This window comes from Amycolatopsis sp. NBC_00345, assembly GCF_036116635.1.
Lineage (GTDB): Bacteria > Actinomycetota > Actinomycetes > Mycobacteriales > Pseudonocardiaceae > Amycolatopsis.
Genome location: NZ_CP107995.1, coordinates 2,755,129 through 2,778,270 on the forward strand (window position 1 = coordinate 2,755,129; position 23,142 = coordinate 2,778,270).

General features: G+C 71.2%; 26 protein-coding genes. 11 read left to right on the plus strand and 15 right to left on the minus strand.

Translation table 11 applies throughout. The features are described from left to right. Positions 1 to 50 precede the first annotated feature (50 nt). Positions 51 to 1,391: an SPFH domain-containing protein gene (locus OG943_RS12265; protein ID WP_442874782.1), complete on the plus strand. Its 1,341-nt coding sequence runs from the start codon at positions 51 to 53 to the stop codon at positions 1,389 to 1,391. Between the two features lie 96 nt (positions 1,392 to 1,487). Here OG943_RS12265 and OG943_RS12270 read toward each other — a convergent pair whose 3' ends face one another. Then, positions 1,488 to 2,831, minus strand: a complete 1,344-nt coding sequence (locus tag OG943_RS12270) for an MFS transporter (RefSeq protein ID WP_328609864.1) — start codon at positions 2,829 to 2,831, stop codon at positions 1,488 to 1,490. A gap of 64 nt (positions 2,832 to 2,895) precedes the next feature. Beyond that, positions 2,896 to 3,408, minus strand: coding sequence for a GNAT family N-acetyltransferase (locus OG943_RS12275; RefSeq protein WP_328609865.1), 513 nt, complete (start codon positions 3,406 to 3,408; stop codon positions 2,896 to 2,898). Positions 3,409 to 3,510: 102 nt separating this feature from the next. On the opposite strand from OG943_RS12275, the gene OG943_RS12280 reads away from it, so the two are divergent. Continuing rightward, on the plus strand, positions 3,511 to 4,101 hold the full coding sequence (locus OG943_RS12280; protein WP_328609866.1) for a TetR/AcrR family transcriptional regulator: 591 nt from the start codon (positions 3,511 to 3,513) through the stop codon (positions 4,099 to 4,101). Between the two features lie 23 nt (positions 4,102 to 4,124). On the opposite strand, the gene OG943_RS12285 is transcribed toward OG943_RS12280, so the two are convergent. After that, positions 4,125 to 4,904 carry an SGNH/GDSL hydrolase family protein gene (locus OG943_RS12285; RefSeq protein ID WP_328609867.1) on the minus strand — a complete coding sequence of 260 codons (780 nt, stop codon included), beginning with the start codon at positions 4,902 to 4,904 and terminating at the stop codon, positions 4,125 to 4,127. A gap of 236 nt (positions 4,905 to 5,140) precedes the next feature. Here OG943_RS12285 and OG943_RS12290 point away from each other — a divergent pair, with 236 nt between their 5' ends. Further along, positions 5,141 to 6,043, plus strand: coding sequence for an NAD(+)/NADH kinase (locus tag OG943_RS12290; RefSeq protein ID WP_328609868.1), 903 nt, complete (start codon positions 5,141 to 5,143; stop codon positions 6,041 to 6,043). Positions 6,044 to 6,075: 32 nt separating this feature from the next. Next, on the plus strand, positions 6,076 to 6,942 hold the full coding sequence (locus OG943_RS12295) for a S1 family peptidase (RefSeq protein ID WP_328609869.1): 867 nt from the start codon (positions 6,076 to 6,078) through the stop codon (positions 6,940 to 6,942). A 19-nt stretch (positions 6,943 to 6,961) separates the two neighbouring features. Here OG943_RS12295 and OG943_RS12300 read toward each other — a convergent pair whose 3' ends face one another. Continuing rightward, positions 6,962 to 7,954 carry an ABC transporter substrate-binding protein gene (locus OG943_RS12300; protein ID WP_328609870.1) on the minus strand — a complete coding sequence of 331 codons (993 nt, stop codon included), beginning with the start codon at positions 7,952 to 7,954 and terminating at the stop codon, positions 6,962 to 6,964. 16 nt (positions 7,955 to 7,970) lie between these two features. Next, complete coding sequence (locus OG943_RS12305) at positions 7,971 to 8,972, minus strand: 4,5-dihydroxyphthalate decarboxylase (RefSeq protein WP_328609871.1); 1,002 nt, start codon at positions 8,970 to 8,972, stop codon at positions 7,971 to 7,973. A 105-nt stretch (positions 8,973 to 9,077) separates the two neighbouring features. On the opposite strand from OG943_RS12305, the gene OG943_RS12310 reads away from it, so the two are divergent. Next, the gene (locus OG943_RS12310) at positions 9,078 to 9,968 is read left to right on the plus strand and encodes a LysR family transcriptional regulator (RefSeq protein WP_328609872.1); all 891 of its coding nucleotides are present in this window, start codon (positions 9,078 to 9,080) and stop codon (positions 9,966 to 9,968) included. Here OG943_RS12310 and OG943_RS12315 read toward each other — a convergent pair. Together OG943_RS12315 and OG943_RS12320 are read right to left on the minus strand one after the other, a co-directional pair. Then, positions 9,923 to 11,065 (minus strand): FAD-dependent oxidoreductase, encoded by a 1,143-nt coding sequence (locus tag OG943_RS12315; RefSeq protein WP_328609873.1) that lies wholly within the window; start codon positions 11,063 to 11,065, stop codon positions 9,923 to 9,925. The two genes, OG943_RS12310 and OG943_RS12315, sit on opposite strands and share 46 nt — an antisense overlap. Positions 11,066 to 11,251: 186 nt before the next feature. Beyond that, positions 11,252 to 11,818: a TetR/AcrR family transcriptional regulator gene (locus OG943_RS12320; RefSeq protein WP_328609874.1), complete on the minus strand. Its 567-nt coding sequence runs from the start codon at positions 11,816 to 11,818 to the stop codon at positions 11,252 to 11,254. Positions 11,819 to 11,939: 121 nt separating this feature from the next. On the opposite strand from OG943_RS12320, the gene OG943_RS12325 reads away from it, so the two are divergent. From OG943_RS12325 to OG943_RS12340, 4 genes are all read left to right on the plus strand, one after another. Continuing rightward, entirely contained in the window at positions 11,940 to 12,923 is a 984-nt protein-coding gene (locus OG943_RS12325) for an NADP-dependent oxidoreductase (RefSeq protein ID WP_328609875.1), read from the plus strand. Positions 12,924 to 12,992: 69 nt separating this feature from the next. After that, positions 12,993 to 13,859: an SDR family NAD(P)-dependent oxidoreductase gene (locus tag OG943_RS12330; RefSeq protein WP_328609876.1), complete on the plus strand. Its 867-nt coding sequence runs from the start codon at positions 12,993 to 12,995 to the stop codon at positions 13,857 to 13,859. 51 nt (positions 13,860 to 13,910) lie between these two features. Continuing rightward, the gene (locus tag OG943_RS12335) at positions 13,911 to 14,516 is read left to right on the plus strand and encodes a TetR/AcrR family transcriptional regulator (RefSeq protein ID WP_328609877.1); all 606 of its coding nucleotides are present in this window, start codon (positions 13,911 to 13,913) and stop codon (positions 14,514 to 14,516) included. A 62-nt stretch (positions 14,517 to 14,578) separates the two neighbouring features. Then, positions 14,579 to 15,283 (plus strand): class I SAM-dependent methyltransferase, encoded by a 705-nt coding sequence (locus tag OG943_RS12340; protein ID WP_328609878.1) that lies wholly within the window; start codon positions 14,579 to 14,581, stop codon positions 15,281 to 15,283. On the opposite strand, the gene rox is transcribed toward OG943_RS12340, so the two are convergent. Both rox and OG943_RS12350 read right to left on the minus strand, forming a co-directional pair. Further along, positions 15,276 to 16,703 carry a rifampin monooxygenase gene (gene rox / locus OG943_RS12345; protein WP_328609879.1) on the minus strand — a complete coding sequence of 476 codons (1,428 nt, stop codon included), beginning with the start codon at positions 16,701 to 16,703 and terminating at the stop codon, positions 15,276 to 15,278. The two genes, OG943_RS12340 and rox, sit on opposite strands and share 8 nt — an antisense overlap. 185 nt (positions 16,704 to 16,888) lie before the next feature. Then, a complete protein-coding gene (locus tag OG943_RS12350; protein WP_328609880.1) occupies positions 16,889 to 17,413 on the minus strand; it encodes a CGNR zinc finger domain-containing protein in 525 nt (174 codons plus the stop codon). A gap of 25 nt (positions 17,414 to 17,438) precedes the next feature. Between OG943_RS12350 and OG943_RS12355 the strand changes: the two genes are divergently transcribed. After that, a complete protein-coding gene (locus OG943_RS12355; protein WP_328609881.1) occupies positions 17,439 to 17,612 on the plus strand; it encodes a hypothetical protein in 174 nt (57 codons plus the stop codon). Here the strand turns inward: OG943_RS12355 and OG943_RS12360 are convergent. The 4 genes from OG943_RS12360 to OG943_RS12375 form a co-directional block, all read right to left on the minus strand. Continuing rightward, positions 17,602 to 17,928 carry a hypothetical protein gene (locus OG943_RS12360; protein WP_328609882.1) on the minus strand — a complete coding sequence of 109 codons (327 nt, stop codon included), beginning with the start codon at positions 17,926 to 17,928 and terminating at the stop codon, positions 17,602 to 17,604. The two genes, OG943_RS12355 and OG943_RS12360, sit on opposite strands and share 11 nt — an antisense overlap. Positions 17,929 to 18,014: 86 nt before the next feature. Next, positions 18,015 to 18,920, minus strand: coding sequence for an alpha/beta hydrolase family protein (locus tag OG943_RS12365; protein ID WP_328609883.1), 906 nt, complete (start codon positions 18,918 to 18,920; stop codon positions 18,015 to 18,017). 2 nt (positions 18,921 to 18,922) lie between these two features. Beyond that, positions 18,923 to 19,678: an SDR family NAD(P)-dependent oxidoreductase gene (locus OG943_RS12370; protein WP_328609884.1), complete on the minus strand. Its 756-nt coding sequence runs from the start codon at positions 19,676 to 19,678 to the stop codon at positions 18,923 to 18,925. After that, positions 19,668 to 20,084 (minus strand): ester cyclase, encoded by a 417-nt coding sequence (locus OG943_RS12375; protein ID WP_328609885.1) that lies wholly within the window; start codon positions 20,082 to 20,084, stop codon positions 19,668 to 19,670. The genes OG943_RS12370 and OG943_RS12375 overlap by 11 nt, the downstream gene beginning before the upstream one ends. Positions 20,085 to 20,155: 71 nt before the next feature. Here OG943_RS12375 and OG943_RS12380 point away from each other — a divergent pair, with 71 nt between their 5' ends. Further along, a complete protein-coding gene (locus OG943_RS12380) occupies positions 20,156 to 21,025 on the plus strand; it encodes a LysR family transcriptional regulator (RefSeq protein ID WP_328609886.1) in 870 nt (289 codons plus the stop codon). 80 nt (positions 21,026 to 21,105) lie between these two features. On the opposite strand, the gene OG943_RS12385 is transcribed toward OG943_RS12380, so the two are convergent. Together OG943_RS12385 and OG943_RS12390 are read right to left on the minus strand one after the other, a co-directional pair. After that, complete coding sequence (locus OG943_RS12385) at positions 21,106 to 21,909, minus strand: pentapeptide repeat-containing protein (protein WP_328609887.1); 804 nt, start codon at positions 21,907 to 21,909, stop codon at positions 21,106 to 21,108. Positions 21,910 to 21,975: 66 nt separating this feature from the next. Beyond that, positions 21,976 to 22,830: a tyrosine-type recombinase/integrase gene (locus OG943_RS12390; RefSeq protein WP_328609888.1), complete on the minus strand. Its 855-nt coding sequence runs from the start codon at positions 22,828 to 22,830 to the stop codon at positions 21,976 to 21,978. Positions 22,831 to 23,142 lie beyond the last annotated feature (312 nt).

The following is a 23,142-nucleotide window of genomic DNA, read 5'->3' on the forward strand; positions in this document are numbered from 1 at the left end:
TGGTCGCGCTGCTGGCCCTGTTCGTCATCATCACGGTGGTCAAGGCGATCATGGTGGTGCCCCAGGCGCAGTCGGCGGTGATCGAGCGCCTCGGCCGGTTCCGCACGGTCGCCTCGCCCGGCCTGACGTTCCTGGTGCCGTTCCTGGACAAGGTCCGCGCGCGCATCGACCTGCGCGAGCAGGTGGTCTCGTTCCCGCCGCAGCCGGTGATCACCGAGGACAACCTGACGGTGAACATCGACACCGTCGTGTACTTCCAGGTCACCGACTCGCGCGCCGCGGTGTACGAGATCTCGAACTACATCATCGGCGTCGAGCAGCTCACCACCACCACGCTCCGCAACGTGGTCGGCGGCATGAGCCTGGAGGAGACGCTGACCTCCCGCGACGCGATCAACACGCAGCTGCGCGGGGTGCTCGACGAGGCCACCGGCCGCTGGGGCATCCGCGTCGCCCGCGTCGAGCTGAAGGCGATCGAGCCACCCGCGTCGATCCAGGACTCGATGGAGAAGCAGATGCGCGCCGACCGGGAGAAGCGCGCGATGATCCTCACCGCGGAAGGCCAGCGGGAGTCCTCCATCAAGACCGCGGAAGGCCAGAAGCAGAGCCAGATCCTCTCCGCGGAAGGCCAGAAGCAGGCGGCGATCCTCGCGGCCGAGGCCGAGCGGCAGTCCCGCATCCTGCGCGCGCAGGGTGAACGCGCCGCCCGCTACCTGCAGGCGCAGGGCCAGGCGAAGGCGATCGAGAAGGTGTTCGCCGCCATCAAGGCCGGCCGCCCGACGCCCGAGGTGCTCGCGTACCAGTACCTGCAGACCCTGCCGCAGCTGGCGCAGGGCGACGCGAACAAGGTCTGGATGATCCCCAGCGACTACGGCAAGGCCCTCGAAGGCTTCGCCCGCGCGCTCGGCGCCCCCGGCGACGACGGCGTCTTCCGTTACGAGCCGCCGAAGGACGACAGCCCCCAGCGGCCCGAACTCGAAGACGAAGAGGTCGCCGGCTGGTTCGACACCTCCACCGACCCGAAGGTCGCCGAGGCCGTCGCCGCCGCGGAAGCCGTGGCCCGCAAGGAGGTTCCGGGCCCGCTCGGCTCCGAGCACCCCCGCCGTGCCATCGGTGCCGTGGTCCCGGCCGCGCCGGTCGAAGAGGAAGAGGACGAGATCCCGGCCCCCGCGCCGCAGCCCTCGACCCCGCCGCCAGGGGTCCAGCAGCGCCCGCAGCAGGCCCCGCCGTCGCTCCCGCAGCCGCAGCAGCCGCCCACCCCGCCGGGCGGCCCGTACCAGGGCCCGCCGGCCCAGTTCGGCGGCGGCCAGCCGGGCCAGGGCAGCGGCCCGTTCCCGCAGCAGGGCCCGTTCGGCGGCCCGCAGGGCGGACCTCCGCCGCAGCAGCGCTGACACACGCCCCAATGTGGCGTTGGTTGCGTTGAACGCACCCAATGTGGCGTTCGGTGCGTCCAACGCACCGAACGCCACATTGGGGCGCTCCGGACCTCAGCGGGCGTAGACGCTCGGGTCGGTGATGTCGGACTTCGACCGGTCCGGCAGCGCGATCACACACAGGACCGTGACCACGGCTGACGCCACGATGTAGATCGAGATCGAGTACGGCGTGCCCGTCTCGTGCAGCAGCCAGGTCGCCAGCAACGGCGCCGGGCCACCCGCGAACACCGACGCCAGCTGGTAACCGAGCCCCGCGCCGCCGTACCGCAGATGCGTCGGGAAGCTTTCGCCGATCAACGCGGCCTGCGGCCCGTACTGCATCGCGTGCGCGACCAGCGAGACGATGATCGCGACGAAGATCAACGCGTGCCCGGCGTGGCTCAGCACCGTGAAGTAGGGGAAGGCGATCGCGGCCGTCAGCACGGAACCGGTGAGGTAGACCCGTTTTCGCCCGATCCGGTCGGACAGCTGGGAGAACACCGGGATCAGCACCAGCTCGGCGGCGGCGCCGACGAGCACCGCGTTGAGCACGAACGTGTTGCTGAAGTCCGGTCGCTGCACCACGTACACGAGCACGTAGCTGGTGAACAGGTAGAACGGCAACTGCTCGCTGAACCGCAGCCCGGCCGAGAGCAGGATCTCGCGCCAGTGGTGGCGCACCGCGTCCTTCACCGGCGCGCGGGAGGTCTTCTTCTCCGCCACCACCGCGGCGAACATCGGCGTCTCCAGGATCCGCAGCCGGATCACCAGGCCGATGCCCACGAGCACCAGGCTCAGCAGGAACGGGATCCGCCAGCCCCACGCGTCGAAGTCCTCGCGGGAGAGCGTCGCCGACAGCAACGTCATGCCGCCCGTGCCGAGCACCAGCCCCACCGGGACGCCGACCTGAGCGAAGCTCGCCAGCAGCCCGCGACGGCGCTGGTCACCCCATTCCATCGCGAGCAGCACCGAGCCGCTCCACTCACCGCCGATCGCGATGCCCTGCACCAGCCGCAGCAGCACCAGGATCAACGGCGCGGCGAACCCGATCGACGCCGTGCCCGGCAGCACCCCGACCACGGCCGAGGACAGGCCCATCAGCAGCAGCGTGACGATCAGCGTGGTCTTGCGCCCGAGCCGGTCGCCCCAGTGCCCGAAGATCGCCGCGCCCACCGGCCGCGCCGCGAACCCGACCGCGTAGGTCGCGAAGGACTGCATCACCCCGGCGTAACCCGTGGACGAGGGGAAGAACAGATGCGGGAAGACGAGTGCCGCGGCCGTGTTGTAGAGGAAGAAGTCGTACCACTCGATGGTCGTGCCGATCGACCCGGCGAAGGCCGCCCGCCGCACTTGGACCCGGCGGTTTTTAGCGGAAGCGTCGGCTGACCGGGTGACTTCGTTGTCGCCTAGAACCATGTTTCGCACACCTCTCATGACTGGCGTCACACCATAGTGTGAGGTATGCGTGAGCGTTTGACGACTAGGTGACTGTCCGCTCCCACCGGACCTCACCGTCCTCGACGATCCCGGTCGGCGTGAGCCCGACGCGCCGCGCGACGGCGGCCGAGGCGGCATGCCCCGGGTGGATGTGCGCGAAGACGCCGGTGACGCCCTGCGCGTCCAGCCAGCCGACCACCAGCGCCGCGGCTTCCCGGGCCAGCCCCTGGCCCTGCCGCCGCGCGTCGATCACCCACGCGACCTCCGCGGACGCACGGTCCCGGCCGGCGGTCGCCTGCACGAACCCGGCCGCCAGCCCGTCCCCGGTATGGCGCACCACCCAGTTCAGCCACCACTGGCTCCCGTCCTCGGACCGCCCGACGGCCTGCCGGGCATACCGGGCGCGCAGCTCGTCGAGCGTCGGTGGCTGGCCGCCCGTGAAGGCGTACAGCCGCGGGTCGGCCAGTACGGGGTGCATCTCGTCGGCATGCCCGGCTCGCAAGGGTTCCAGGCTCAGCCGGACACCGGTCAGCGGCTCGGCCCGCAGCTCCTCCATGACCCGGAGCCTAGTGCCGGAAAAGGGGCTCTCCTCGGTGTTTTCACGCTGTAACACGTGCTCAGCGTGCTGGCGGACGGGGCCCGGCTACCATCGGGCACCGTGACGGATCCGAAACCGCTGCGCGCCGACGCCCGGCGTAACCGGGTCAAAGTGCTCGAAGCCGCCGAGACGGTGTTCGCGGCCAAGGGCACCAGCGCGCCGACCGAGGAGGTCGCGCGCGAGGCCGGCGTCGGCGTCGGCACGGTGTTCCGGCACTTCCCGACCAAGGAGGCGCTGCTCGAGGCGGTCCTCCACGCGCGGCTGCATCGGTTCGTCGACGAGGCGGAGGCGGTCGTCGCGCAGAACTCGGCCGACCCGGGCGCCGCGTTCTTCTCGTTCCTGACCAGCTGGGTCGAGATGTCCAGCGCCAAGACCGCCTACTTCGAGGCGCTCAGCGCGGCGGGCGTGGACGTGGAGTTCGCCGGGCACGAGATCGGCGTCCGGCTGACCGGGGCACTCGGCGTGCTGCTGAGCCGCGCGCAGGAAGCCGGCGCGGTGCGGGCCGACCTCGTCGTGGGCGAGCTGATCCCGGTGATCATCGGCACCGCCAAGGCGGCCGAGCACGTCGGCGCCGACGGCGCCCTGCGCGACCGCATCATCTCGGTCCTCTTCGACGGCCTTCGCCCGGCCGTCGCACACCACCGGGCCTGAGCGGCGGCGGCCGTCTATCGCGGTCAGTTGTGTGGGGAGAAGGCCGAGCCGACCGGTTCCAGCGTCGGCCGCTTCGGGCTGAGGGTGTCGCCGGAGGACTCGCCGCGCAGCCGCCGCTGCACCCACGGCATCGCGTGCTCACGGCTCCACCGCAGGTTCTCCGCCCGCCGTTCGCGCGCGCTGAGCTCCGGCCGCGGGCCGAGCCGGGCCGGAGTGAGATCGTGCTCCACCCCGAGCCGGCCCAGTAAGTCGATCGCGATCTCGTTGTGGCCCAACCCGTTCAGGTGCAGCCGGTCCGCGGACCACAGCCGCCGGTCGCGCAGCTGCCGCATGGCCCACATGTCCACCAGCAGCGCGCCGTGCCGGGCGGCGATACCGCGGACGTGCTCGTTGTAGATCGCGACGCGGCCGCGGATGGTGCGGAACAGCGCGTCCTCGACCCCGTCGACGCCGGTGAAGAGCACAACCCGCGCGCCGCCGGCCCGCAGCCGCTCGACGGTGCCCTCGTAGGCGTCGGTCAGCGCGTCGACGTCCACCTTCGGGCGCATCAGGTCGTTGCCGCCCGCGTACAACGTGACCAGGTCCGGCGCCATGGCGAGCGCCGGCTCCACCTGCTCGGCCAGCACCTGCGACAGCAGCTTGCCGCGGATGGCGAGATTGGCGTAACGGAACTCCGGGTCCCGCGCGCCCAGCACCTCGGCGACGCGGTCGGCCCAGCCCCGCACGCCGTTCGGCGCCGAGGGGTCCTCGTCGCCGACGCCCTCGGTGAAGGAGTCACCCAAACAAACTAAGCGGTTGGTCACAGCCGTGATCCTAACGCAGGCCACGACGCGGTCCGCGTCGGCTGAAGCGTGGCCAGGGAAGGGATCGGCGGTGCCGGGGCCGACCGGGCGTCGCGGGCGTCGAACCGGACCCCCGGGACAAGAACGGCGTCCGGCGCGTTCCGGCCCCCGCCGGGGATCTCGCCAAGCCGGGCCGTTGCGGGGAGACTGAGCGCCATGACCATCCCGGAACGTCCTGCTGAAGGGGCCCGCTGACCATGCACTCCGCAGGCCTGGTGCTGCACCCGCGACGGGACTCGGCGGCGGCCGTCGCCGCGGTCCTCGGGTGGGCGACCAACCGGGGCATCGAGATCCTCGGCATCGCGGACGAGATCGACCGGCTGGACTGCGCCGCCGTGCCGGTCACGGCCGCCGAGCTGGGCAGCCGGTCCGACCTGGTGGTCAGCCTCGGCGGCGACGGGACCATGCTGCGCGCGATGCGGCTGGCCGACCGCCAGCGCGCCCCGGTACTCGGTGTCAACCTGGGCAAGCTCGGCTTCCTGGCCGAGGTCGACGTGCCCGACCTGCCCGGCGCGCTGTCGGCCATCGACGGGCAGGACTTCACCGTCGAGCCCCGCCTGGCCGTCGACGCGACGCTGCGGGGCCAGACCGTGACCGCGTTCAACGACGTGGCCGTGGTCCGGGTGCCGGGGGACGGCAGCGCCGTGGTCGCGGTGCGGGTCAACGACCAGCCGTTCGTCAGCTACGCGGCCGACGCGGTGATCGTGGCCACCCCGACGGGCTCGACCGCGTACAGCTTCTCCGCCGGCGGCCCGATCACCAGCCCGGCCGTCGAGGCGTTGCTCGTCACACCCGCGGCGCCGCATTCGGCGTACAGCCGCGGTGTGGTCCTGTCCGTGCACGACACGGTGGCGCTGGAGGTGCTGCCCTCCAGCGGCCGGCTGGCCGTCGAGGTGGACGGGCAGGTCGCCGGGTACGTCGAGCCTGGTGACAGCATCGACCTGCGGTCCCGGCCCAGCGCCGCGCGGGTCGTCCGGCTCGGCATGACCACGTTCTTCCAGCGCGCCCGCCGCAAACTGCGCCTCACCGACTCCGCGGAGATCCCGTCCGTCTGGCCCGGCGATCGTGGCCTTTCGGGCGATGATCTGCCGATCGGGTGAACTTTTTACCAGTGCCGTCCGTCTAGGGAGTTGTGAAGAACAGTTCCGGCCGACGGCCGGCCCGTCACGGCGCGATGGCTCTTGCCATCGTTGTCGGCGCGGGCCTGGCCGGCGCCTACGTCAGTGTTCAGAAGGTGGAGGCGGCGGACGCGCACCCGGAGGCCTCGGGCGCAACCGGGCAGAGCGCCCAGCCCGGGTCCGGGGCCGGGCCCGCACCTGGACCGGCGCTGCCCCCTCGCGTGGTGCCGTTCAACGCGAAGCTGCACTCCGACAACATCCCCCTGCCGACCGGCGGGGTGCGCAGCGGCGGCTGCAGCGGCTCGCTGATCGCCTCGGACTGGATCATCACCGCCGGGCACTGCTTCCACGACGTCAACATGGTCCGCACCGGCGGGAAACCGGACTTCACGATGAACGTGACCATCGGGAAGGTCACCAACGCCGACCCGCGCGGGCACGTGGTGCAGGTCGTGGACGTGCGCCAGTCGCCGGTCAACGACCTCGCACTGGCCCGGCTGAGCACCCCGATCACCGACATCAAGCCGCTGACCCTGCCGGACCGCGCGCCGAAGGTCGACGACCCGCTGTCCTTCGCCGGCTGGGGCGCGCTCTCGGCCACCGACACCGTCCAGTCCGACCACCTCAAGCACGGCCGGTTCACGGTGAAGAAGGTGCACCAGTACGAGCTCGAGATCGACTCGATCGACCCGCGGACCGTCGAGAACAGCCCGTGCCCCGACGACTCCGGCTCGCCGTACTTCATCCCCGACGGCGACCAGAACGGCCAGATCGTGGCGGTCGAGAACAACGGCCCGGACTGCCCCCAGCCGGGCCTGGAGACCACCGCCCGCGTCGACGCCGTGATCGGCTGGATCCACAAGCAGATCGACGGCTCCTGAGCGCCGGCGGGCCGGTCGCCTACGTGTCGAGCAGGGCCGGAACGAAGATGTCGTCCGACGTGAGCAGGCGCTGCGACAGCCCCTGTTCGTGGTGGTACCGCAGGAACGTGTCGACGGCTTTCCGGTTGGCGCCGAGGCCGTAGGGCCACCAGTCCTCGCCCAGCAGCGCGCGGTTGTCCGAGAACAAGCCGCTGAACCAGGGCGTGATCACGGACATGTGCTGCTTCGACGCGCCGGCCCGGTACTGCCGCTGCACGATCTCCTTGGCCTCGGAGAACGCGCGGTAGACCGCCTGGACCAGTCCGGGTTCGCCGACGAGTTCCCGGCGGATCGCGACCGCGTGCATCATCGGGAAGATGCCGGTGCGGCGGTAGTAGTCCTGCTCGGTCGACCGGTAGTCGGGGAACAGCCGCCGGATCTTCGACGAGCCGTTGAGCAGGGCCTGCGGGACGTCGACCGACAGAAGGGCGTCGATCTCCCCGTCTTCGAGCATGGCGCCGAGGGTCTGGTCGCCCTCGGTGTGACGGACCTCGACGCCGTCCGGGACGGGCTGCGGGATCCAGTCGAACGCCGGGATCGGGTGATCGGTGCCGCCGACGATCCAGCTGATCCGGTCCGGAGTGACGCCGTACTCCTCGGCGAGCACGCCCTTCATCCACACGCCGGGGTCGCTGCCCCAGAGCGCGAACTCGCCGACGGTCCGGCCGGCGAGGTCTTCCGGCTTCTCGATTCCGCTGTCGGCGTTGACGAACAGGGACGAGTGGCGGAAGTTGCGGTTCGGGAAGATCGGCAGGGCCAGGAACGGCGAGTCGAGGTCGAACGTGCGCAGGAAGTAGGTGAGGCCGTACTCGGCGATGTCCAGCTCGCCCTTGGCCATTCGGCGGAACACGTCGGAGATGAGGGGCGAGGTGACCAAGGTGGCGTCGACGCCGTCGATCGGGACGCGCCCGTCGAACATCGGCTCGGTGTGCTCGTAGCGGTAGACGCCTACCTTGAGGTTCAGGCCGGTCATGTCGTAGTCCTTCTGTTCAGGTGTCGAGCAGATCCGGCGCGAAGACGTCCTCAATGGACAGATGCCGGGTCGAAAGTCCTTGCTCGTAGTGGTAACGGTGGAAGGCTTCGATCGCGTTGCGGTTCTTGGCCACGCCGTACGGGTACCAGTCGTCGCCGAACAGGCGCCGGTTCTTCTCGAAGAGCTCGAACACGAACGGCGGCATGGTCTGGACCTGAAACGTCCGCCGCGCGTTCTCGTACTTCGCCATCGCGGCGTTCTTGGCGTCGAGGAAGCACTCGTACACAGCCCGGGTGAGCTCCGGGTTCCGCGCGACCACGTCCCGCCGGATCACGACGAGGTGCATCATCGGGAAGATGCCGGTACGGCGGTAGTAGTCGCGCGCGAGCGGCTCGGAATCGGGGAACAGCCGCCGGACCCGCGGTGAGTCGTCGAGGAAGCACTGCGGGGTGTTCGCGGAGATCAGCGCGTCGATCTCACCGGTCTCGAGCAGCTCGCTCAGGGACTTGTCCGCCTGCGCCTCCGTCACGTCGACGCCGGCGGGATGCAGCAGATCGGTGAAGTCAAAGGGTTTCATCGGCGCGTTGAGCCCGCCGATGACCCACCGGCTCTGTCCGGGGGAGTAGCCGTACTCGTCCGAGAGCAGCCCCTTCGCCCAGACCCCGGAATCCTGCCCGTACGTCCCGAACTCGCCGATCGTCTTGCCGGCCAGGTCACCCGGTTCGTCGATCCCGCTGTCGACGTTGACGAAGATCGCCGAGTGCCGGAAGACATGGTTCGGGAAGATCGGCAGGGCCAGGAACGGCGGCTCGTCGAGCTCCAGCGTGCGCAGGTAGAACGTCCACCCGAGTTCCGAGACGTCGTACTCGCGGTCGCGCAGCATCCGCCCGAAGATCTCCGGGATGGTCGCGGCGCTGGAGAATTCGGCGGTGAAGCCCTGGGGCTTGGTCTCGCCGTCCAGCAGCGGTTGGGTGGTGTCGTACCGGAAGGTCCCGATACGCAGGTCCGGATCACTCATGTGCCGCCTCCGTCGTTCGGTGGACACATTCGATCCTCGTGACGACGCGCTTGAGCGGCCAACACCATCGCGGTTCACTCGATACCGGATGGGTATGGTGACGCGATGGACCTGCGGGAGCTGCGGTACTTCGTCGCGGTCGCCGAAGAACGGCACATCGGACGGGCCGCCGCGCGGCTCCGGATGACGCAGCCGCCGCTGAGCCGGACCGTGCAGCAGCTCGAGGCCGACCTCGGCGTGACGCTGTTCCACCGGATCCCCCAAGGGGTGGAGCTGACCGAGGTCGGCCAGACCCTCTACGACGACGCCCGCGCGCTGCTGGAGCAGGCCGATCGTCTCGAAGCCCGCATACGCTCCACGGCTGGCCGCGCCACGCTGACGGTCGGATCGCTGGCCGACACCGCCGAGCTCGTGGGCGGGCGGATCGCCTCGGCGTTCCGGCGGCAACACCCGCAGGTGTCCGTGCGTTTCCACGAGGCGGACCTGGGCGATCCCAGCGCCGGGCTGCGCGCCGGGCTGGTCGACGTCGCACTGACCCGGCTGCCGTTCGAGGACACCGGCCTGCGCAGCCACCTCCTGCACGCCGAACCGGTCGGACTCGTCGTCCGCGACGACGACCCGCTCGCCGGGCAGGCCTCGGTGCGGCTGGCCGACCTGCCCGACCGGCGATGGGTGCGGCTACCGGCCGACACCGACCGGGTGTGGCGCGAGTACTGGACCGTCGCGACGGCCGCCACCGACGAGGACGCGCCGATGCGCACCATCCAGGAATGCCTGCAGGCCGTGCTGTGGAACGGCATGTCGGCACTCGCCCCGCTCGACCAGGTGACGCCCGCCGGACTGGTCACCGTGCCCGTCACCGACCGGCCGCCGAGCCGGCTGGTGCTCGCCTGGCCGGCCACCCGTCCGTCCCCGCTGGTCGGTTCGTTCGTGCGGATCGCGGCCGAGGTCTACCGCCGCAAGACCGGCGACGCGGCGGCCGCTTTCGGGGCGTAGGCGGGCAACGCGCTGAGGCTGAAATCCACGGCTTCGGCGCCGTACTCGAACATCTGGCGCTCGTAGTCGCCGACCGCGCCGAGGAGGTCCTGACGGCCCTCGGCGGCCTCGATCAGGCAGCGGCGCAGCAGGTCGGCGTCGCGCAGGGCGGTGTTCGCGCCGTTGCCGCCGGTCGGGGAGGTCGCGTGGATCGCGTCGCCGAGCAGCGTGACCGGGCCGGACGCCCAGCGCTCGCGAGGCTCGACCACGCGGATGGACAGCAGGGTGCTGTTGTCCGGGTCGGACTGCTCGACGAGCGCCTGCAGGTCCGGGTGCCAGCCGTCCATTCTGGACAGTGCGGCCTCCTGTGGGGTCGCAGCGCCGAGCGAGCCGTTCGACGGCAGGATCATGGCCCAGCGCACGTAGTCCTGGACATCGGGGAGGGTCACCTCGGGCGCCAGCTGCTCGGCCGCCTCCTTCGGCGGGGTGCGGAACCGCATCGCTCCGAGCAGCAGGCTCACCCCGTCACCGCTGATCTTCGAGCCGAAGGCCCGTGACAGTCCGGCAAAGCGCTCGGTCAGCGGCGTGCGGCCGATGACGAACCGGACGCCGGTGTCGGTCGGGGTGGTCCGCGGCGACAGCACCGAGCGGACGGCGGAGCCGACCCCGTCCGCCCCGACCAGCAGGTCGGCGGTGGCCGGGCCGCCGTGGGCGAACCGGGCTTCGACCTTCCCGTCGGCCAGCACGTCGTAGCCGGTCAGACCGGCCCCGGTGTGCACGGTGAGCCCGGTCAGCAGCAGGTGCCGGAGCACGTGCCGGTCGACCACGGTCCCGGTCCGGCCGGGGCCGAGCTCGCCGATCTGGTTCAGCTGCGAGTCCAGGATCAGCCGCTCGCCGTAAGCGTCACCGACGATCGCGTCCAGCAGCGGGTGCCATCGCGCCGGCAGGCAGCCGCGCAGTGCTTCGAACCCGACCGGGTTCAGCACGAGCCGGTAGCCCTGGAACCGCGCGGTGATCGCCGGGTCCCGCTCGTACACGTCGGCGTCGATCCCGGCACCACGCAGGCCCTGCGCCAGGCACAGACCGCCGAGACCGGCTCCGGCCACGGAAACTCGCATCACACAACCTCCAGAACAGACCTGCCGAACCCGATACGAACAGTGTTCGACGTTGACGAACTAAGTTCTACTCGGGGAACTTAGTTCGTGTCAAGGTGTGGGTGACCGGGTCGTCCACAAGGTGGCCTGCCGGTCTCGATCAGGGATGCCCGGAGGCTGACGGGCTCGCCCCCGCCGGCCTGGCCGTTACTTCAGGGCGTTCGCGGCGAGCCGCAGATCTGTGAAGGCCCGGTCGAGGTGGGTGTGGAGATCGTCCGTGCGGTCGGCTCCCCAGCGGCGGATCGCTATCGAATACGTGTCCATGCCGACCTGCGCGCACAACGCCGCGGGCTGCTCGGCGACGCCGCGGGCGCGGAGGGCGTCGGCCATCGCGCCGACCAGGGCCGCGCTCTTGGCCAGTGCCCGTTCCTGCAACGCCGGAGTCGCGGCGATGACCGGATGGCGCCGCTCGGTGACCGGGAGGTTCTGCTCGATCAGCGGCACGGCCTGGTGGAACGCGGCCCGCAGGGCAGGCAGCGGCTTGGTGCCGGCCGGCACCGCGGCGACCGCGTCGGTCAGCAGCTCGCGCAGCTGCGCCTCGCCGTCGAAGAAGACCTCGCGTTTGTCGGCGAAATGGCGGAAGAAGGTCCGCTCGGTGACCCCGGCGCGGGCGGCGATGTCCGCGGTCGTGGTCTTGTCGTAGCCGCGCTCCAGGTACAGCTCGAGCGCGGCCTCCTGGAGCCGCAGCCGCACTTCGTCGGAGTTTCGTGGCACGTCCGCGAGCCTAACAATCGTCAGTTACTGACGCAACTTTGCGTCAGTAACTGACTCATTGTAATGTCAGTTACTGACACTCGATCTCGTCAGTAACTGACCAAAGCCCAGGAGGTCACCCATGACCGAACACGCTCCCGCGATCAGCACCATGCGGACGCTGCGCTTCCACGAGTACGGCGAGCCCGCCGACGTCCTGCGCCTGGAGACCGCGCCGGTGCTCGAACCTGGACGCGGCCGTATCCGCGTCACCGTGCACGCGTGCGGGGTGGCCCCAGCGGACTGGGCTCTGTGCCGCGGCCTTTTCGCCGGAGATCTGCCCCGGGGCATCGGGTGCGATGTCTCGGGCACGGTCGAGGCCGTCGGCGAGGGCGTCGCGGACGTCGAAGTCGGCGACCTCGTGTTCGGCACCGCCGACTTCGCCGGCCAGTCCAGCGCCGGCACCGCGGACCGCGCCGTCATGGATCGCTGGTTCGCCGTCCCCGAAGGACTGGACCTCACCCAGGCCGCCGCGCTGCCGATGGCGTTCAGCACCGCCTACTGGCACCTCGCGCGGCTCGGCCTGTCGTCGAACCACACGGTGCTCATCAACGGCGCCGGAACCACCATCGGCTACGCGGCCGTGCAGATCGCCCTCATCCGCGGAGCGCGGGTGATCGCGACCGCCGGGGACACCTACGCCCAGCAGCTGCGCGACCTCGGGGCCACGGTGGTCGGCTACGGCGACGGCCTGGCCGACCGGGTCAAGGCCATCAGCGACCACCCGGCCGACATCGTCTTCGACACCGCACCCGCCGGCGGTGCGCTGCCCGACCTCGTCCAGATCGCCGGCGGCGACCCCAAGCGTGTCCTGACCTGTTCCGACATCATTGCGGCGCAAGCGCTCGGCGTACGCGACAGCTTCCACGAAGACCCCGCAACGGCGACCGATGCCGAGCGTTTCGGCGCCATGCCCGAGTTCGCGCAGCTGGCCGCCGAAGGCAAGTTCGCCGTGCCGGTCGCCGGGACTTTCCCCCTCGACGAGTGGCGCACCGCCCTCAAGATCAGCCTCACCGGCCACGCCCACGGGAAGCTCTTGCTCCTGCCTGGCGGCGCCCGCGGCTGATCGGCGTGCTTTTGGCGACAATCTGTCGTAATCTTGACGACAGATTGTCGCGTAAAGGAGTGTGGAGTCGTGCCGGAACGAACCCAGAAGCTGATCGTCGTGACCGGAGCCTCCACGGGCATGGGTGCGTCGGCCGCCCGTGAACTGGCTCGTCAGGGATTCCACGTGCTGGCCGGCGTGCGCCGCGACCAGGACGCCGACGCCATCCGGACGACCGGCATCGAGCCGGTCATCCTCGACATCACCAAATCCGAACACGTGAAGGCACTCGGCGCGAGGGTCGCCGCCGACCCGCGCGCGCTGCACGCGCTCGTCAACAACGCCGGAATTCAGGTGAACGGCCCGGTCGAAGCCCTGCCGATGGCGCAGTGGCGGTGGGTGTTCGAGGTCAACCTGTTCGGCCACATCGCCGTCACTCAGGCACTTCTGCCCGCGCTGCTGCGCAGTAAGGGCCGCGTGATCAACATCAGCTCGGTCGGCGGCAAGGCCGCCATGCCCACCTACGGCGCGTACGCGGGCGCGAAATTCGCGCTGGAGGCGGTCAGCGATTCGCTCCGCCGGGAGGTCTCGCCGCTGGGCGTGCCGGTGGTCGTGGTCGAGCCCGGCGGCGTCCGCACGGAGATGGCCGCCCGCGGGATCACGACGGCGAACCACCTGGCCACCCAGATGACACCCGAGCAGGACGCGCGTTACGGCAGCCTGGTCCAGGCGACCAACTCGCTGATGTCCTCCGGCACCGAGTCGGGCCTGACCGCCGACGCCGCCGCCCGGGTCATCGCGAAGGCCGTGACGACCCGCAGGCCGCGCACCCGCTACACCATCGGCCGCGACGCCGCCCTGATCACCCGCCTGACCCGGTTGCTGTCCGACCGCACGCTCGACCGCGTCATCGCCGCCAATCTGCGCCGCCACTACCCGAAGGGAGCCACCGCATGACCCTCCGGCACCCGGGGCCGGAAGGCCGCCGTAGTGGGGGAGGATGACCGGATGCCGAGGATCCGGGGAGCCAGCATCGGCGAGCACCACGAGATGGTGTGGGCCGACCTCGCCGAGGCGATGCGACAGCTGCTGGTCGAGCGCGACTACGACTCGATCAACATGGGCCACCTCGCGGCCCGGGCCGGGCTCGCGCGCAACACTCTGTACAACTACGCCCGAGACAAGAGCGCCTTGGTTTTGGCGCTGACCGAACGGGCGGGCCGGCCCACGGTCGAGCGGGTGGCCGCGATCGCCGCGCGGTCGGCGGACCCGGCCGCGGACCGGCTGCGGGAGATCATCGAGGCGGTCCTGGAGGCGTTCACGGACCAGGTCGTGCAGCTGATGTTCCGGCCGGGCTTGGTCCCGCCGGCCGCGGAGGAGCCGAAGGGGCCGGACAGCCCGTTCCACGCGATCGTGGCCGAGGTGGAGAACGTCGTGCGGGACGGCATCGCACGCGGAGAGTTCCGCGACGTCGGCGACGTGCACCTCGCGGTGGAGCTGTTGTCCGGTGTCATGCGCGCGGGCGCCGAACACCTCGGCCGGGATCCGGGCGCCCTCGCGCCCACGGTCCGGGCGGCGCGGGAGATCGTCCTCGCGTCCCTGGCCCGCGGCTGAGAAGCCTTACGCCGACAGCAAAAGCGCTCGCGGGTCCGTTCAGCGGCCGGTAGACCTGGGGCATGCGGGCACGCTACGACGACATCGCCGACTGGTACGAGCGGGAGTTCCTCGCCGGGCAGGGCGACGACGACCCGTTGGAGGTCGGGTCCGCGCTGGCGACGCTGCTCGGCCCCGGCAGCGGACCGTGCCTGGAAATCGGCTGCGGCACGGGCGTGCACGCCGGCACGGTGCGCGCGCTCGGCCGCACGCCGGTGGGCGTCGACCTGTCGGGGGAGATGCTGCGCTACGCCAAGCCCCGGCTGCCCGTCGCCCGCGCGGACGCCGAGCGGCTGCCCCTGCGCGACGGCTCGGTGCCCGCGGCGGTCGCGGTCCTCGTGCACACCGACATGCCCGGCTACCCGGCCGTGGTGCGCGAGGCCGCGCGGGTGCTGGAGCCCGGCGGGGTGTTCGTCCACATTGGAGTGCACCCGTGCTTCTGCGGCGGCTTCGCCGATCGGTCGGACCCGGCCGCGCTGGTCGTGCGCCGTGGTTACCGCGAAAGCGGGTGGACCACCGACTCGTGGACCGACCAGGGACTACGCGACAAGGTGGGCGCCGCGCACTGGCCGTTGCCGGACCTGCTGTCGATGTTCCTCGACGCCGGTCTCGTCCTGGACCACTTCACCGAAGGCGGCGGGGACAGCCCGCTCCAGCTTTCGATCCGGGCGCGGAAGCCGTGGGGGCTCATTTCGGACGAACGAGCCCCCACGGAGCCGGTCAGCTGACGGCCGCGCCGAACCACCGGGGCAGATGCTCCTGCAGATCCTGCTGATCTTCACCGACCCAAGCCACGTGCCCGTCCGGCCGCAGCAGTAGCGCGGGCGCGTCGAGTTCCTCGCTGACGTCGACGACGTGGTCGACCCGGTCCGCCCAGCCCGCGACCGAGAGCCGGCCGGTCTGGTCGAGCAGCAGACCGCGGCCTTCGTGCATCTGCTCGTAGAGCCGGCCGCGCTTCAGGGGCACGTCGCGCAGCCGGCGGCCGAGCAGTTCGTGGCCCTCGCCGAAGTCGTACCGGATCCCGATCGCGGTGATCTTCCCGATCAGGAACCGGTTCACCTCGTCGAAGTCCATCAGCTCCGACACCAGCCGGCGCAGGGCCCGGGGGCCCGGCTCGAGGGACCTCAGCTCGACCTGTGCCCGGGTGTTGTCCAGGACGTCGGCGGCCACCGGGTGCCGTTCGGCCTCGTAGCTGTCCAGCAGCCCGTCGGGCGCCCAGCCGTTGATCTCGGCGGCCAGTTTCCAGCCCAGGTTGAACGCGTCCTGGATGCCGAGGTTGAGCCCCTGCCCGCCCATCGGCGGGTGGATGTGCGCCGCGTCGCCGGCCAGCAGCACCCGGCCGACCCGGTAGTGCTCGGCGAGCCGGGTGGAGTCGCCGAAACGCGAGAGCCAGCGCGGCGAGTTGATGCCGAAGTCGGTGCCGGCGATCTCCTGCATCTGCTGCTTCAGGTCGTCCAGGGACGGCGGGATCGTGCGGTCTTCGGCCACCCCGGCGGCGGGCACGACCATGCGGTACACCCCGTCCCCGAGGGGGATGGCGCCGAACCCCCCGCGTTTCTTGTAGATCTCCATCACCACGGGCATCATCTCGTCCTCGGGCACGGCGATCCGCACCTCGCCCAGCAGCCACTCGTTCTTGGCGGGCTCGCCGGGAAAGCCGACGCCGAGCCGCTTGCGCACCGTGCTGCGGCCGCCGTCGCAGCCGACGAGGTAGCGCGAGCGCAGCTGCGTGCCGTCGGCCAGCTCGGCGGTCACCCCGTCGTCGTCCTGGGTCAGCCCGACCACTTCGCGGCTGTACCGGATCTCGGCGCCCAGCTCGACGGCGTGCTCGTTCAGCAGGCGGTCGGTGGTGGTCTGCGGGATGCCGAGGACAAACGGGTACGTGGTGTCCAGCCGGTCCGGCTGCGGCTTGGTGATGCCGGCGAAGAATCCACCGACCGGGTGCTGCGTGCCGAGCGCGAGGAACGGCTCCAGCAAGCCGCGCTGGTCCAGCACCTCGATGCTGCGCGTGTGCAGGCCCTGCGCGCGGACGATCTTGGTCGGCTCCGCGTCCCGCTCCAGCACGAGCACGTCCACGCCGTGCAGCCGCAGCTCACTGGCCAGCATCATGCCGGTCGATCCGCCGCCGGCAATGATCACGTCGAACAAGAAAACCCCCGTTTACCGATGTAGATTTCCGCAGGCACTGGCTTCGAGCGGAGATTCTGCGGCATCACCCGGGCCTTGCCGCAAGCCCCGGGGTGCGCTATAAGTTGGAAGAGGCGAGGAGCGCGAGTGGCTCCTCGCCTTTGCTGTTTCTCGTCCCGTGTGGACGGACAAGCCCCGGTTGAGGCCTATGCGCTGACCTGACGGGCGCGGTGCTCGGCGACGGCCACCCGCGTCCCGCAGCGGGTGGAGCAGTAGCGGCGGCGGCCGTTGCGCGAGGTGTCGACGTAGGCGACCCCGCAGCCCGCCCGGGCGCACAGCCCGAGCCGGTCCGGTTCTTCGCACACCAGGTGCGCCAGGCCGCCCGCGGTGTAGCCGTAGACGCGCTCGACGCCGCCGGCGTCCTTGCTGGAGTAGTGCAGGTGCGGCGGTTTGCCGTCGTGGCACGAGATGTACGGGCGGCACGCCGCGGTGGTGAGCAGGTCGTTCACCAGGTCGACGCGCTCGGCGGGCGGGGCGCCGAACACCTGCCACAGCCGGCGGCCCCACGCCAGGATCAGCACGGCCTCGTCACCGGTGACCTCGGTCAACGACATCGCGTGGGTACGCGCCATGGCCATCACATCGGCGGCGCCGGCGTCGTCCCGCAGGCTCAGGGTGGCCAGGTCGGCGGCCACCTGGGCGCCCGACCCGCCGTAAGGGTTGAAGTGCACTGAATCATTACATCATGCTCGGGGCATGGAAGAAAACCGCTGCCCCCGCTGCGGCTGGCCCCTGGCCGAGCTGCCCGCCTCCGCGACCGTCCCCGGCTCAGCCGGCAGCCGCGCCGACTACGTCCGCTGCCTCTGCGGCAGCTGGCTCGCCCGCGTCAACGGCGTTGTGGTCGGCGCGACCCGGCCCGTCAGCCGGTGACAAGCCGCGGGGGACGGCGCCCGTTTCGGTGGCATGGGCTACGTGCCCCGTCCGGCCGGATCGGCGCGGCCCGCACGCCGTCCGAGGCGGCCGGACGCTGGGCCGCGACCACGTCGACCCGCGGAGCCGATCCCGGGGAGATCACCGGTGAAGTCGAGGAGCGGAAGCGATCCAGGCGCAGCGCGGGCAGCAGGGTGCCGTCGGTGAGCGTCAGGTCCGAGGCCTTCGTCCCCGGCCAGCGGATGGGCCTCGCCCGTCCGGGATAGTGGTGGGTGAGCTCGGATATCCGGCCGTCCAGCTCCAGGATGGTGAGCACTTCGAGGGTGCATGGTCGTCCCGCAGGATTCGCGACTGGGCTCCCGGTCCCGCTCGTACATCTCGACGCGCCCCGGCCGCATCGAATCACCGGCCCAGGTGGCGGGAGAGCCACTCCAGGATCCGGCCCGGCGCCCTCTGAAAGTGCAAGTACCCGTCCCAACGGCGAGTGGTGCCGCGGATCCAGAACAGCTCCTTCGGCACGTCCGCGGGGATGGCGTCGAACACGGACTGGACGTCCGACGGCCTGGTCATGACGTCGTCGTAGACCTGGTAGAGGAACGTCGGCACCCGGACGCAACCCGCTGCGGCGACCGGGGACATCTCGTCGAGGCCGAAGCCGGTGCGGAGCCTGATCAGCCGGTCCAGCTCGTCCATCCTCCCGGCCGGGATGCCGAGCCGTTCCAGCCTCGGCTCCAGGAGCGCGCGGGGCGACGCCGGCTGGCACGCGACCAGGCAGCGGACGTCCGCGAACTCCTGCGGGGCCCGCTGCATCGCGAAGAACGTGGCGTTGGCGCCCAGGCAACGGCTGAACAGCGCGATCCTCGCCCCTCGCAGGTCGTCACGCGATCGCGCGTACCGCAGGGAACCCACGACGTCGCGCGATTCGAACCTGCCGCTGGAGGTCACGCCACCGTTGGCGGCGCCGCTGAGGCCGAAGTTGCGCAGGTCGTAGGCGAGGACGTGGTAGCCGGCGGCGTGCAGGATCGCGAGGTCCGGCACCAGGTCGACCTCGATGTCGTTGCCGGTTTCGGCGTTGGCCGACCGCCAGGGCTCCAGGTGGGACGGCAGGCCCGAGCGGCTGAAGAACCGCGGATGGTTGACGATCACGATGCGGTCGGAGCCCGGCGCCGGGACCAGCCAGCCTTCGAGCGGCGTCCCGTCCTCGGAGGGGAACGTGACGTCCTCGAAGTCCAGCCCGTGCTCGGCCGGGGAGCGCAGCACCGGCGAACGCGGCGAAGTGCTGAAACGGTCGGCGATGGTGTCGAGCATGGTCAGGCCCCCGTACGCGTCATGCCGCCGTCGACGTGCAGGATCTGGGCGGTCATGAAGTCGGCGTCGTCCGAGACCAGGAAGGCCAGCGCGTTGCCGAGGTCCGCCGGGACCGACTGGCGCTTGATGGTCTGCAGAGCGGTCACCCGGGCGAACACCTCGTCGGCGGTCGGGCCGTTTTCCCTGGTGCGGCCCAGAAAACCCTCGGTCGGCACCAGCCCGGGCGCGATCGCGTTGACCGTGATTCCGCTCTCGCCGAGTTCGTTGGCGAGAGCCCGGGTCAGCGCGTGCACGGTGCCCTTGCTGGTCAGGTACGCGAGGTCGCGGTTCTGCGTCAGCGTGATGCCCGAGCCGGTGTTGACGACGCGGCCCCATCCGTTGGCCCGCATGCCCGGCGCGAACGCCCGGGCGAAGAGCAGGATCGCCTCGACGTTGACCGCCTGCACCTTGCGCCACAGCTCGATCGTCAGGTGGTCGAGGTCGGCGAGCGGGAAGATTCCGGCGTTGTTGACGAGGATGTCGCAGCGCCCGTACCGGTCGAGGACCGTGCCGGCCACCGCGTCGACCTGAGCCGGATCGCTGATGTCGCACACCAGGCCCAGATGGTCGCCGCCTTCCAGCTCCTGCACGGCGTCGGACGGGTCGTCGATGTCGACCGCGACCACGTTCGCGCCGTCCGCGGCGAGCCGCCGGCAGTACGCGTAGCCGATGCCCCGTGCCGCCCCGGTCACCACCGCCGTTTTTCCCTTAAGCGCCACGGGTGAATTCCAGGCCGATCTGGCGCGCGATCCCGAAGTAGTCCTCCAGGTGCCAGGTCCGCACGATCCGGCCGTCGACCATCTGGTGGAAGTCGGCCGACCGGAACTCGACCTCGTCACCGGCGCCCTCGACGCCGAGCAGCTCCCCGGTGTGCTTCGCGCGGGTGACCGCCCGCACCGCGACCCGGTCGCCGCTCTCCACGACGTCCTCGATCTCCGTGGTCAGGTCGCTGAACGCGCCGCGGAGGTGCGCGATGGTGCCCTTCCACCCCTCCGGGCCGCTCCCGGTACGCAGGGCCGGGAAGGTCTCCCAGCCGGCGGCGAGGGCCTCGTCGACCAACGCCGGGTCACCGGTGGTGAGGGCCTGATAGAAGCGGCGGACCGCGATTTCGTTGTCACTAGCCATGAATCTCACGTTAGGCGCGGGCGCCCTCGGCGATCAAAGACCTGTTCCGGACCACGTAATACGATCGAGGCATGACCGACCTCGACCTTCGGCTGGTGCGGTACTTCACCACCGTCGCGTCACACCTGCACTACGGCCGGGCCGCGGCCGAGCTGCGGATCGCGCAGCCCTCGCTGAGCCGGCAGATCAGCCAGCTCGAGGCCCTCGTGGGTGCCCGGCTTTTCGACCGCACGCGGCAAGGCACCCGGCTCACCGAGGCAGGAGCGGCCTTCCTTCCTCGCGCGCACGACCTGTTGCGCTCGTCCGAGGAGGCCACGGCCGCCGCCCGGGCCGCGGCGCAGCCCAGCCGGATCACCATCGGCTACACCGTGGGCCTGGTCGTCACCCCGGCGGTGCGGAACCTGCGGCACAAGCACCCCGACGCCGACGTCCGCACGCTGCACCTGGACTGGAACGAGCCGGCCGACGCCCTGCTCGGCCACAGGGTCGACGCGGTGATCACGCGACTGCCGCTGTCCACGGACGGCCTGCGCGTGACGACGCTCTACGACGAGCCGAAGCTCCTGCTCGTCCCGGCCGGGCATCGGCTGGCGGGCAAGGAGTCGGTCACGCTCGACGACATCGGGGACGAGCCGATCCCGCGCTTCGCGGACCCGGAGTTCGACGCGTACTGGCGCATCGACCCGCGGCCGGGCGGCCACCCCGCGCCCGACGGCCCCGTGGTCGGGACCGTTGAGGACAAGATCGAATGCATCGCCGCCGGGCAGGCCGTGGCCGTCGTCCCGGCCGGCCTGCACTCGGTCGGCATCCGCCCCGATCTGGCCTCGATCCCGCTGCACGGCGTCGAGCCGAGCCACGTCGTCGTGGCCACCCGGGCCGCGGACGGCAGCGACCTGGTCGCCGCGTTCCGCGCGTCGGCCCATGACTGCCTGAGCGGTTAGCCAGTGGCCGTCAAGGCCTCCTTACCCGCGTGGGACGCGGGTAAGGAGGCCTTGACGGCGTACGTTGCCCAGCCCGGAAGTCACCAGTGCGAGGGACGAGAGAGGCCCGGCGGCAGTTTCGTCGCGGCGTCTCCACGGGCGGCGTTGACCTGTGACTGGGTGAGGAACAGGCTGCCGGTGAGGTCGGCCCCGCGGACGTCCGCGTCCCGCAGGTCCGCGCCGATCAGGTCGGCCAGCCGCAGGTCGGCGTCGCGCAGGTCCGCCGCGATGAGGTACGCGCCACGCAGGTTCGCGCCCCTGAGGTCGGCGCCCTTGAGCTTCGCGCCCATCAGGTCGGCCCCGCGCCGGTCCTTCTTCTTGCCGGGAACGGCTGCGCGCACCAGCTCACTCGTGCGCAGGAGCAGCACGTTGACGCGCCCGCGCTGCTCGCCGACGTCGAGCGTGAGCAGGGTGCCGGGGTCGCTCGCGGCCAGCCGCTCGGTCTCCTCGAGCGCGGTCCCGAGGTCGCCGTGCAGCTCGCGGGTGGCGTCGAGGCCGCGGGCTTCGGTGAGGTAGGCGAGCAGTTCGTGCAGCTGCCGCATCACCGGCAGCGCGGCGAACATCTGTTTGGCCGTCCCGGGCTCGTCGCGCCAGCTGCGCCCGCCGAAGGTGATCTGCGAGATCCGCTGCCCGGCGCCGAAACAGTCGTAGACGGAGCAGCCGGGGAACCCCCGTTGCCGCAGCTTGTCGTGGATGCCGCAGCCGAAGTCCGGCTCGAGGTTGTGGCACGGGTCCCCGGCGGCCTTGTCGATCGCGAAGTCGGCGGAGCGCGTGAAGGTGAGGGCGACGCAACAGAGCCCGAAGCAGCTCGCGCAGTCCGCCTTCAGGGCGGCGGTCTCGGGCACGGGTCACTCCTGCTGCTGGACGGTTCCCCGAATCGTACTGATCGGCCGGCGCGGGTCCTCGTGACGTCAGGAGTCCTCGGGAAACCAGCTGCTCGCGACGAGGTCGACGGCGCTGCGTTCGGGGGCGCGGGCGGCGTGGTCGTAGGTCTGCTGGGTGGTGTCGATGCTGCTGTGGCCGACGTCGGCCTGGACGTGCACCAGCTGCGCGCCCGCTTCGACGGCCGTGGTGACGTAGAAGTGCCGCAGCGCGTGCGGGTGCATGGCCCCGGCGATGGTGGCCAGCTCCGGGCCGCCCGCGACAGTCAGACGGCGCAGCAGCTGCCAGATCGCCTGCCGCTGGAACCGGCGCCCCGTCCTGGTCTCGATCAGCGGGGACTGCGGCGCGGGCCGCGGAATCCGGTGTGCGACGGCTGTTTCGCGTGACGCAGCCGCTTCGTCGCGCGCGGACAGATAGGCGGTCAGCGCGTTCTCGGCGGGCACGCTGAGGTAGACGACGCGGGTCTTGCCACCCTTGCCGAGCACCCGCAGCGCCCGGCGGCCGCGCGTGACGTGCAGGTCGGCGCGGTCGAGGTCGCACAGCTCGCTGACCCGCAGCCCGAGCGTGAACAGCGCGACCACGGCGACCGCGCGGGCGGTGTCGAGCAGACTCGCCCCGCGACGGCGCGCCCCGGCCGCGGTGTAGAGCGCGCGGACTTGGCGCGTGGTGAGCGTGACGGTGCCCGACGTGCTGGCCGCCGCCACCGCGAGCCCGAGCCGCCGCCGGTTCAGCGCCGCGGGGTTCCCGGCCACCAGCCCGAGGTCGGCGAGGTAGCCGTAGAGCGCCTTGACGGTCGCGAGCATCCGATCCCGGGTCGCGGGCGCCGCCCCGGCCGTGGCGAGGTCGTCGAGCCAGCCCTTGACGTGGGCCGAGGTGGCGGCCACCGGGTCGACACCCCGGGACGCACACCAGCGGAACCAGTGGTGCGCACGCAGTCTTCCGCGCGCGGCGGGTGGGGGAGCGGTGCGGGTCTGGCCCGAGGTTGGCGCCGGAGTCGAGTAACTGGGTCCGCCGGAGGCTGTTGTCGCTCGCGCGTCTGCAGCGTTGGTCGTATCGAGGTGAAGGGCGTCCGCATACTCGAGGACGGCGGTGGCCCAGGCTTCGCGGACAGTCCGGGCGTTCTCTCCTGCGGCTCCCGGAAGAGGTTCCTGGCCTGCTCCTGTCGGAGTGCGGAGGCCGGGACGAGCCCAGCCGGC

Bases quoted from the DNA above. Each gene is read 5' to 3' on its own strand.
- OG943_RS12270 (WP_328609864.1), bottom strand. From the start codon at position 2,831: ATGGTTCTAGGCGACAACGAAGTCACCCGGTCAGCCGACGCTTCCGCT.
- OG943_RS12305 (WP_328609871.1), bottom strand. From the start codon at position 8,972: ATGAGTGATCCGGACCTGCGTATCGGGACCTTCCGGTACGACACCACC.
- OG943_RS12275 (WP_328609865.1), bottom strand. From the start codon at position 3,408: ATGGAGGAGCTGCGGGCCGAGCCGCTGACCGGTGTCCGGCTGAGCCTG.
- OG943_RS12365 (WP_328609883.1), bottom strand. From the start codon at position 18,920: ATGCTCGACACCATCGCCGACCGTTTCAGCACTTCGCCGCGTTCGCCG.
- OG943_RS12340 (WP_328609878.1), top strand. From the start codon at position 14,579: ATGCGGGCACGCTACGACGACATCGCCGACTGGTACGAGCGGGAGTTC.
- OG943_RS12290 (WP_328609868.1), top strand. From the start codon at position 5,141: ATGCACTCCGCAGGCCTGGTGCTGCACCCGCGACGGGACTCGGCGGCG.
- OG943_RS12355 (WP_328609881.1), top strand. From the start codon at position 17,439: ATGGAAGAAAACCGCTGCCCCCGCTGCGGCTGGCCCCTGGCCGAGCTG.
- OG943_RS12335 (WP_328609877.1), top strand. From the start codon at position 13,911: ATGCCGAGGATCCGGGGAGCCAGCATCGGCGAGCACCACGAGATGGTG.
- OG943_RS12310 (WP_328609872.1), top strand. From the start codon at position 9,078: ATGGACCTGCGGGAGCTGCGGTACTTCGTCGCGGTCGCCGAAGAACGG.
- OG943_RS12375 (WP_328609885.1), bottom strand. From the start codon at position 20,084: ATGGCTAGTGACAACGAAATCGCGGTCCGCCGCTTCTATCAGGCCCTC.
- OG943_RS12325 (WP_328609875.1), top strand. From the start codon at position 11,940: ATGACCGAACACGCTCCCGCGATCAGCACCATGCGGACGCTGCGCTTC.
- OG943_RS12315 (WP_328609873.1), bottom strand. From the start codon at position 11,065: ATGCGAGTTTCCGTGGCCGGAGCCGGTCTCGGCGGTCTGTGCCTGGCG.
- OG943_RS12380 (WP_328609886.1), top strand. From the start codon at position 20,156: ATGACCGACCTCGACCTTCGGCTGGTGCGGTACTTCACCACCGTCGCG.
- OG943_RS12265 (WP_442874782.1), top strand. From the start codon at position 51: ATGGTGGTGCCCCAGGCGCAGTCGGCGGTGATCGAGCGCCTCGGCCGG.
- OG943_RS12300 (WP_328609870.1), bottom strand. From the start codon at position 7,954: ATGACCGGCCTGAACCTCAAGGTAGGCGTCTACCGCTACGAGCACACC.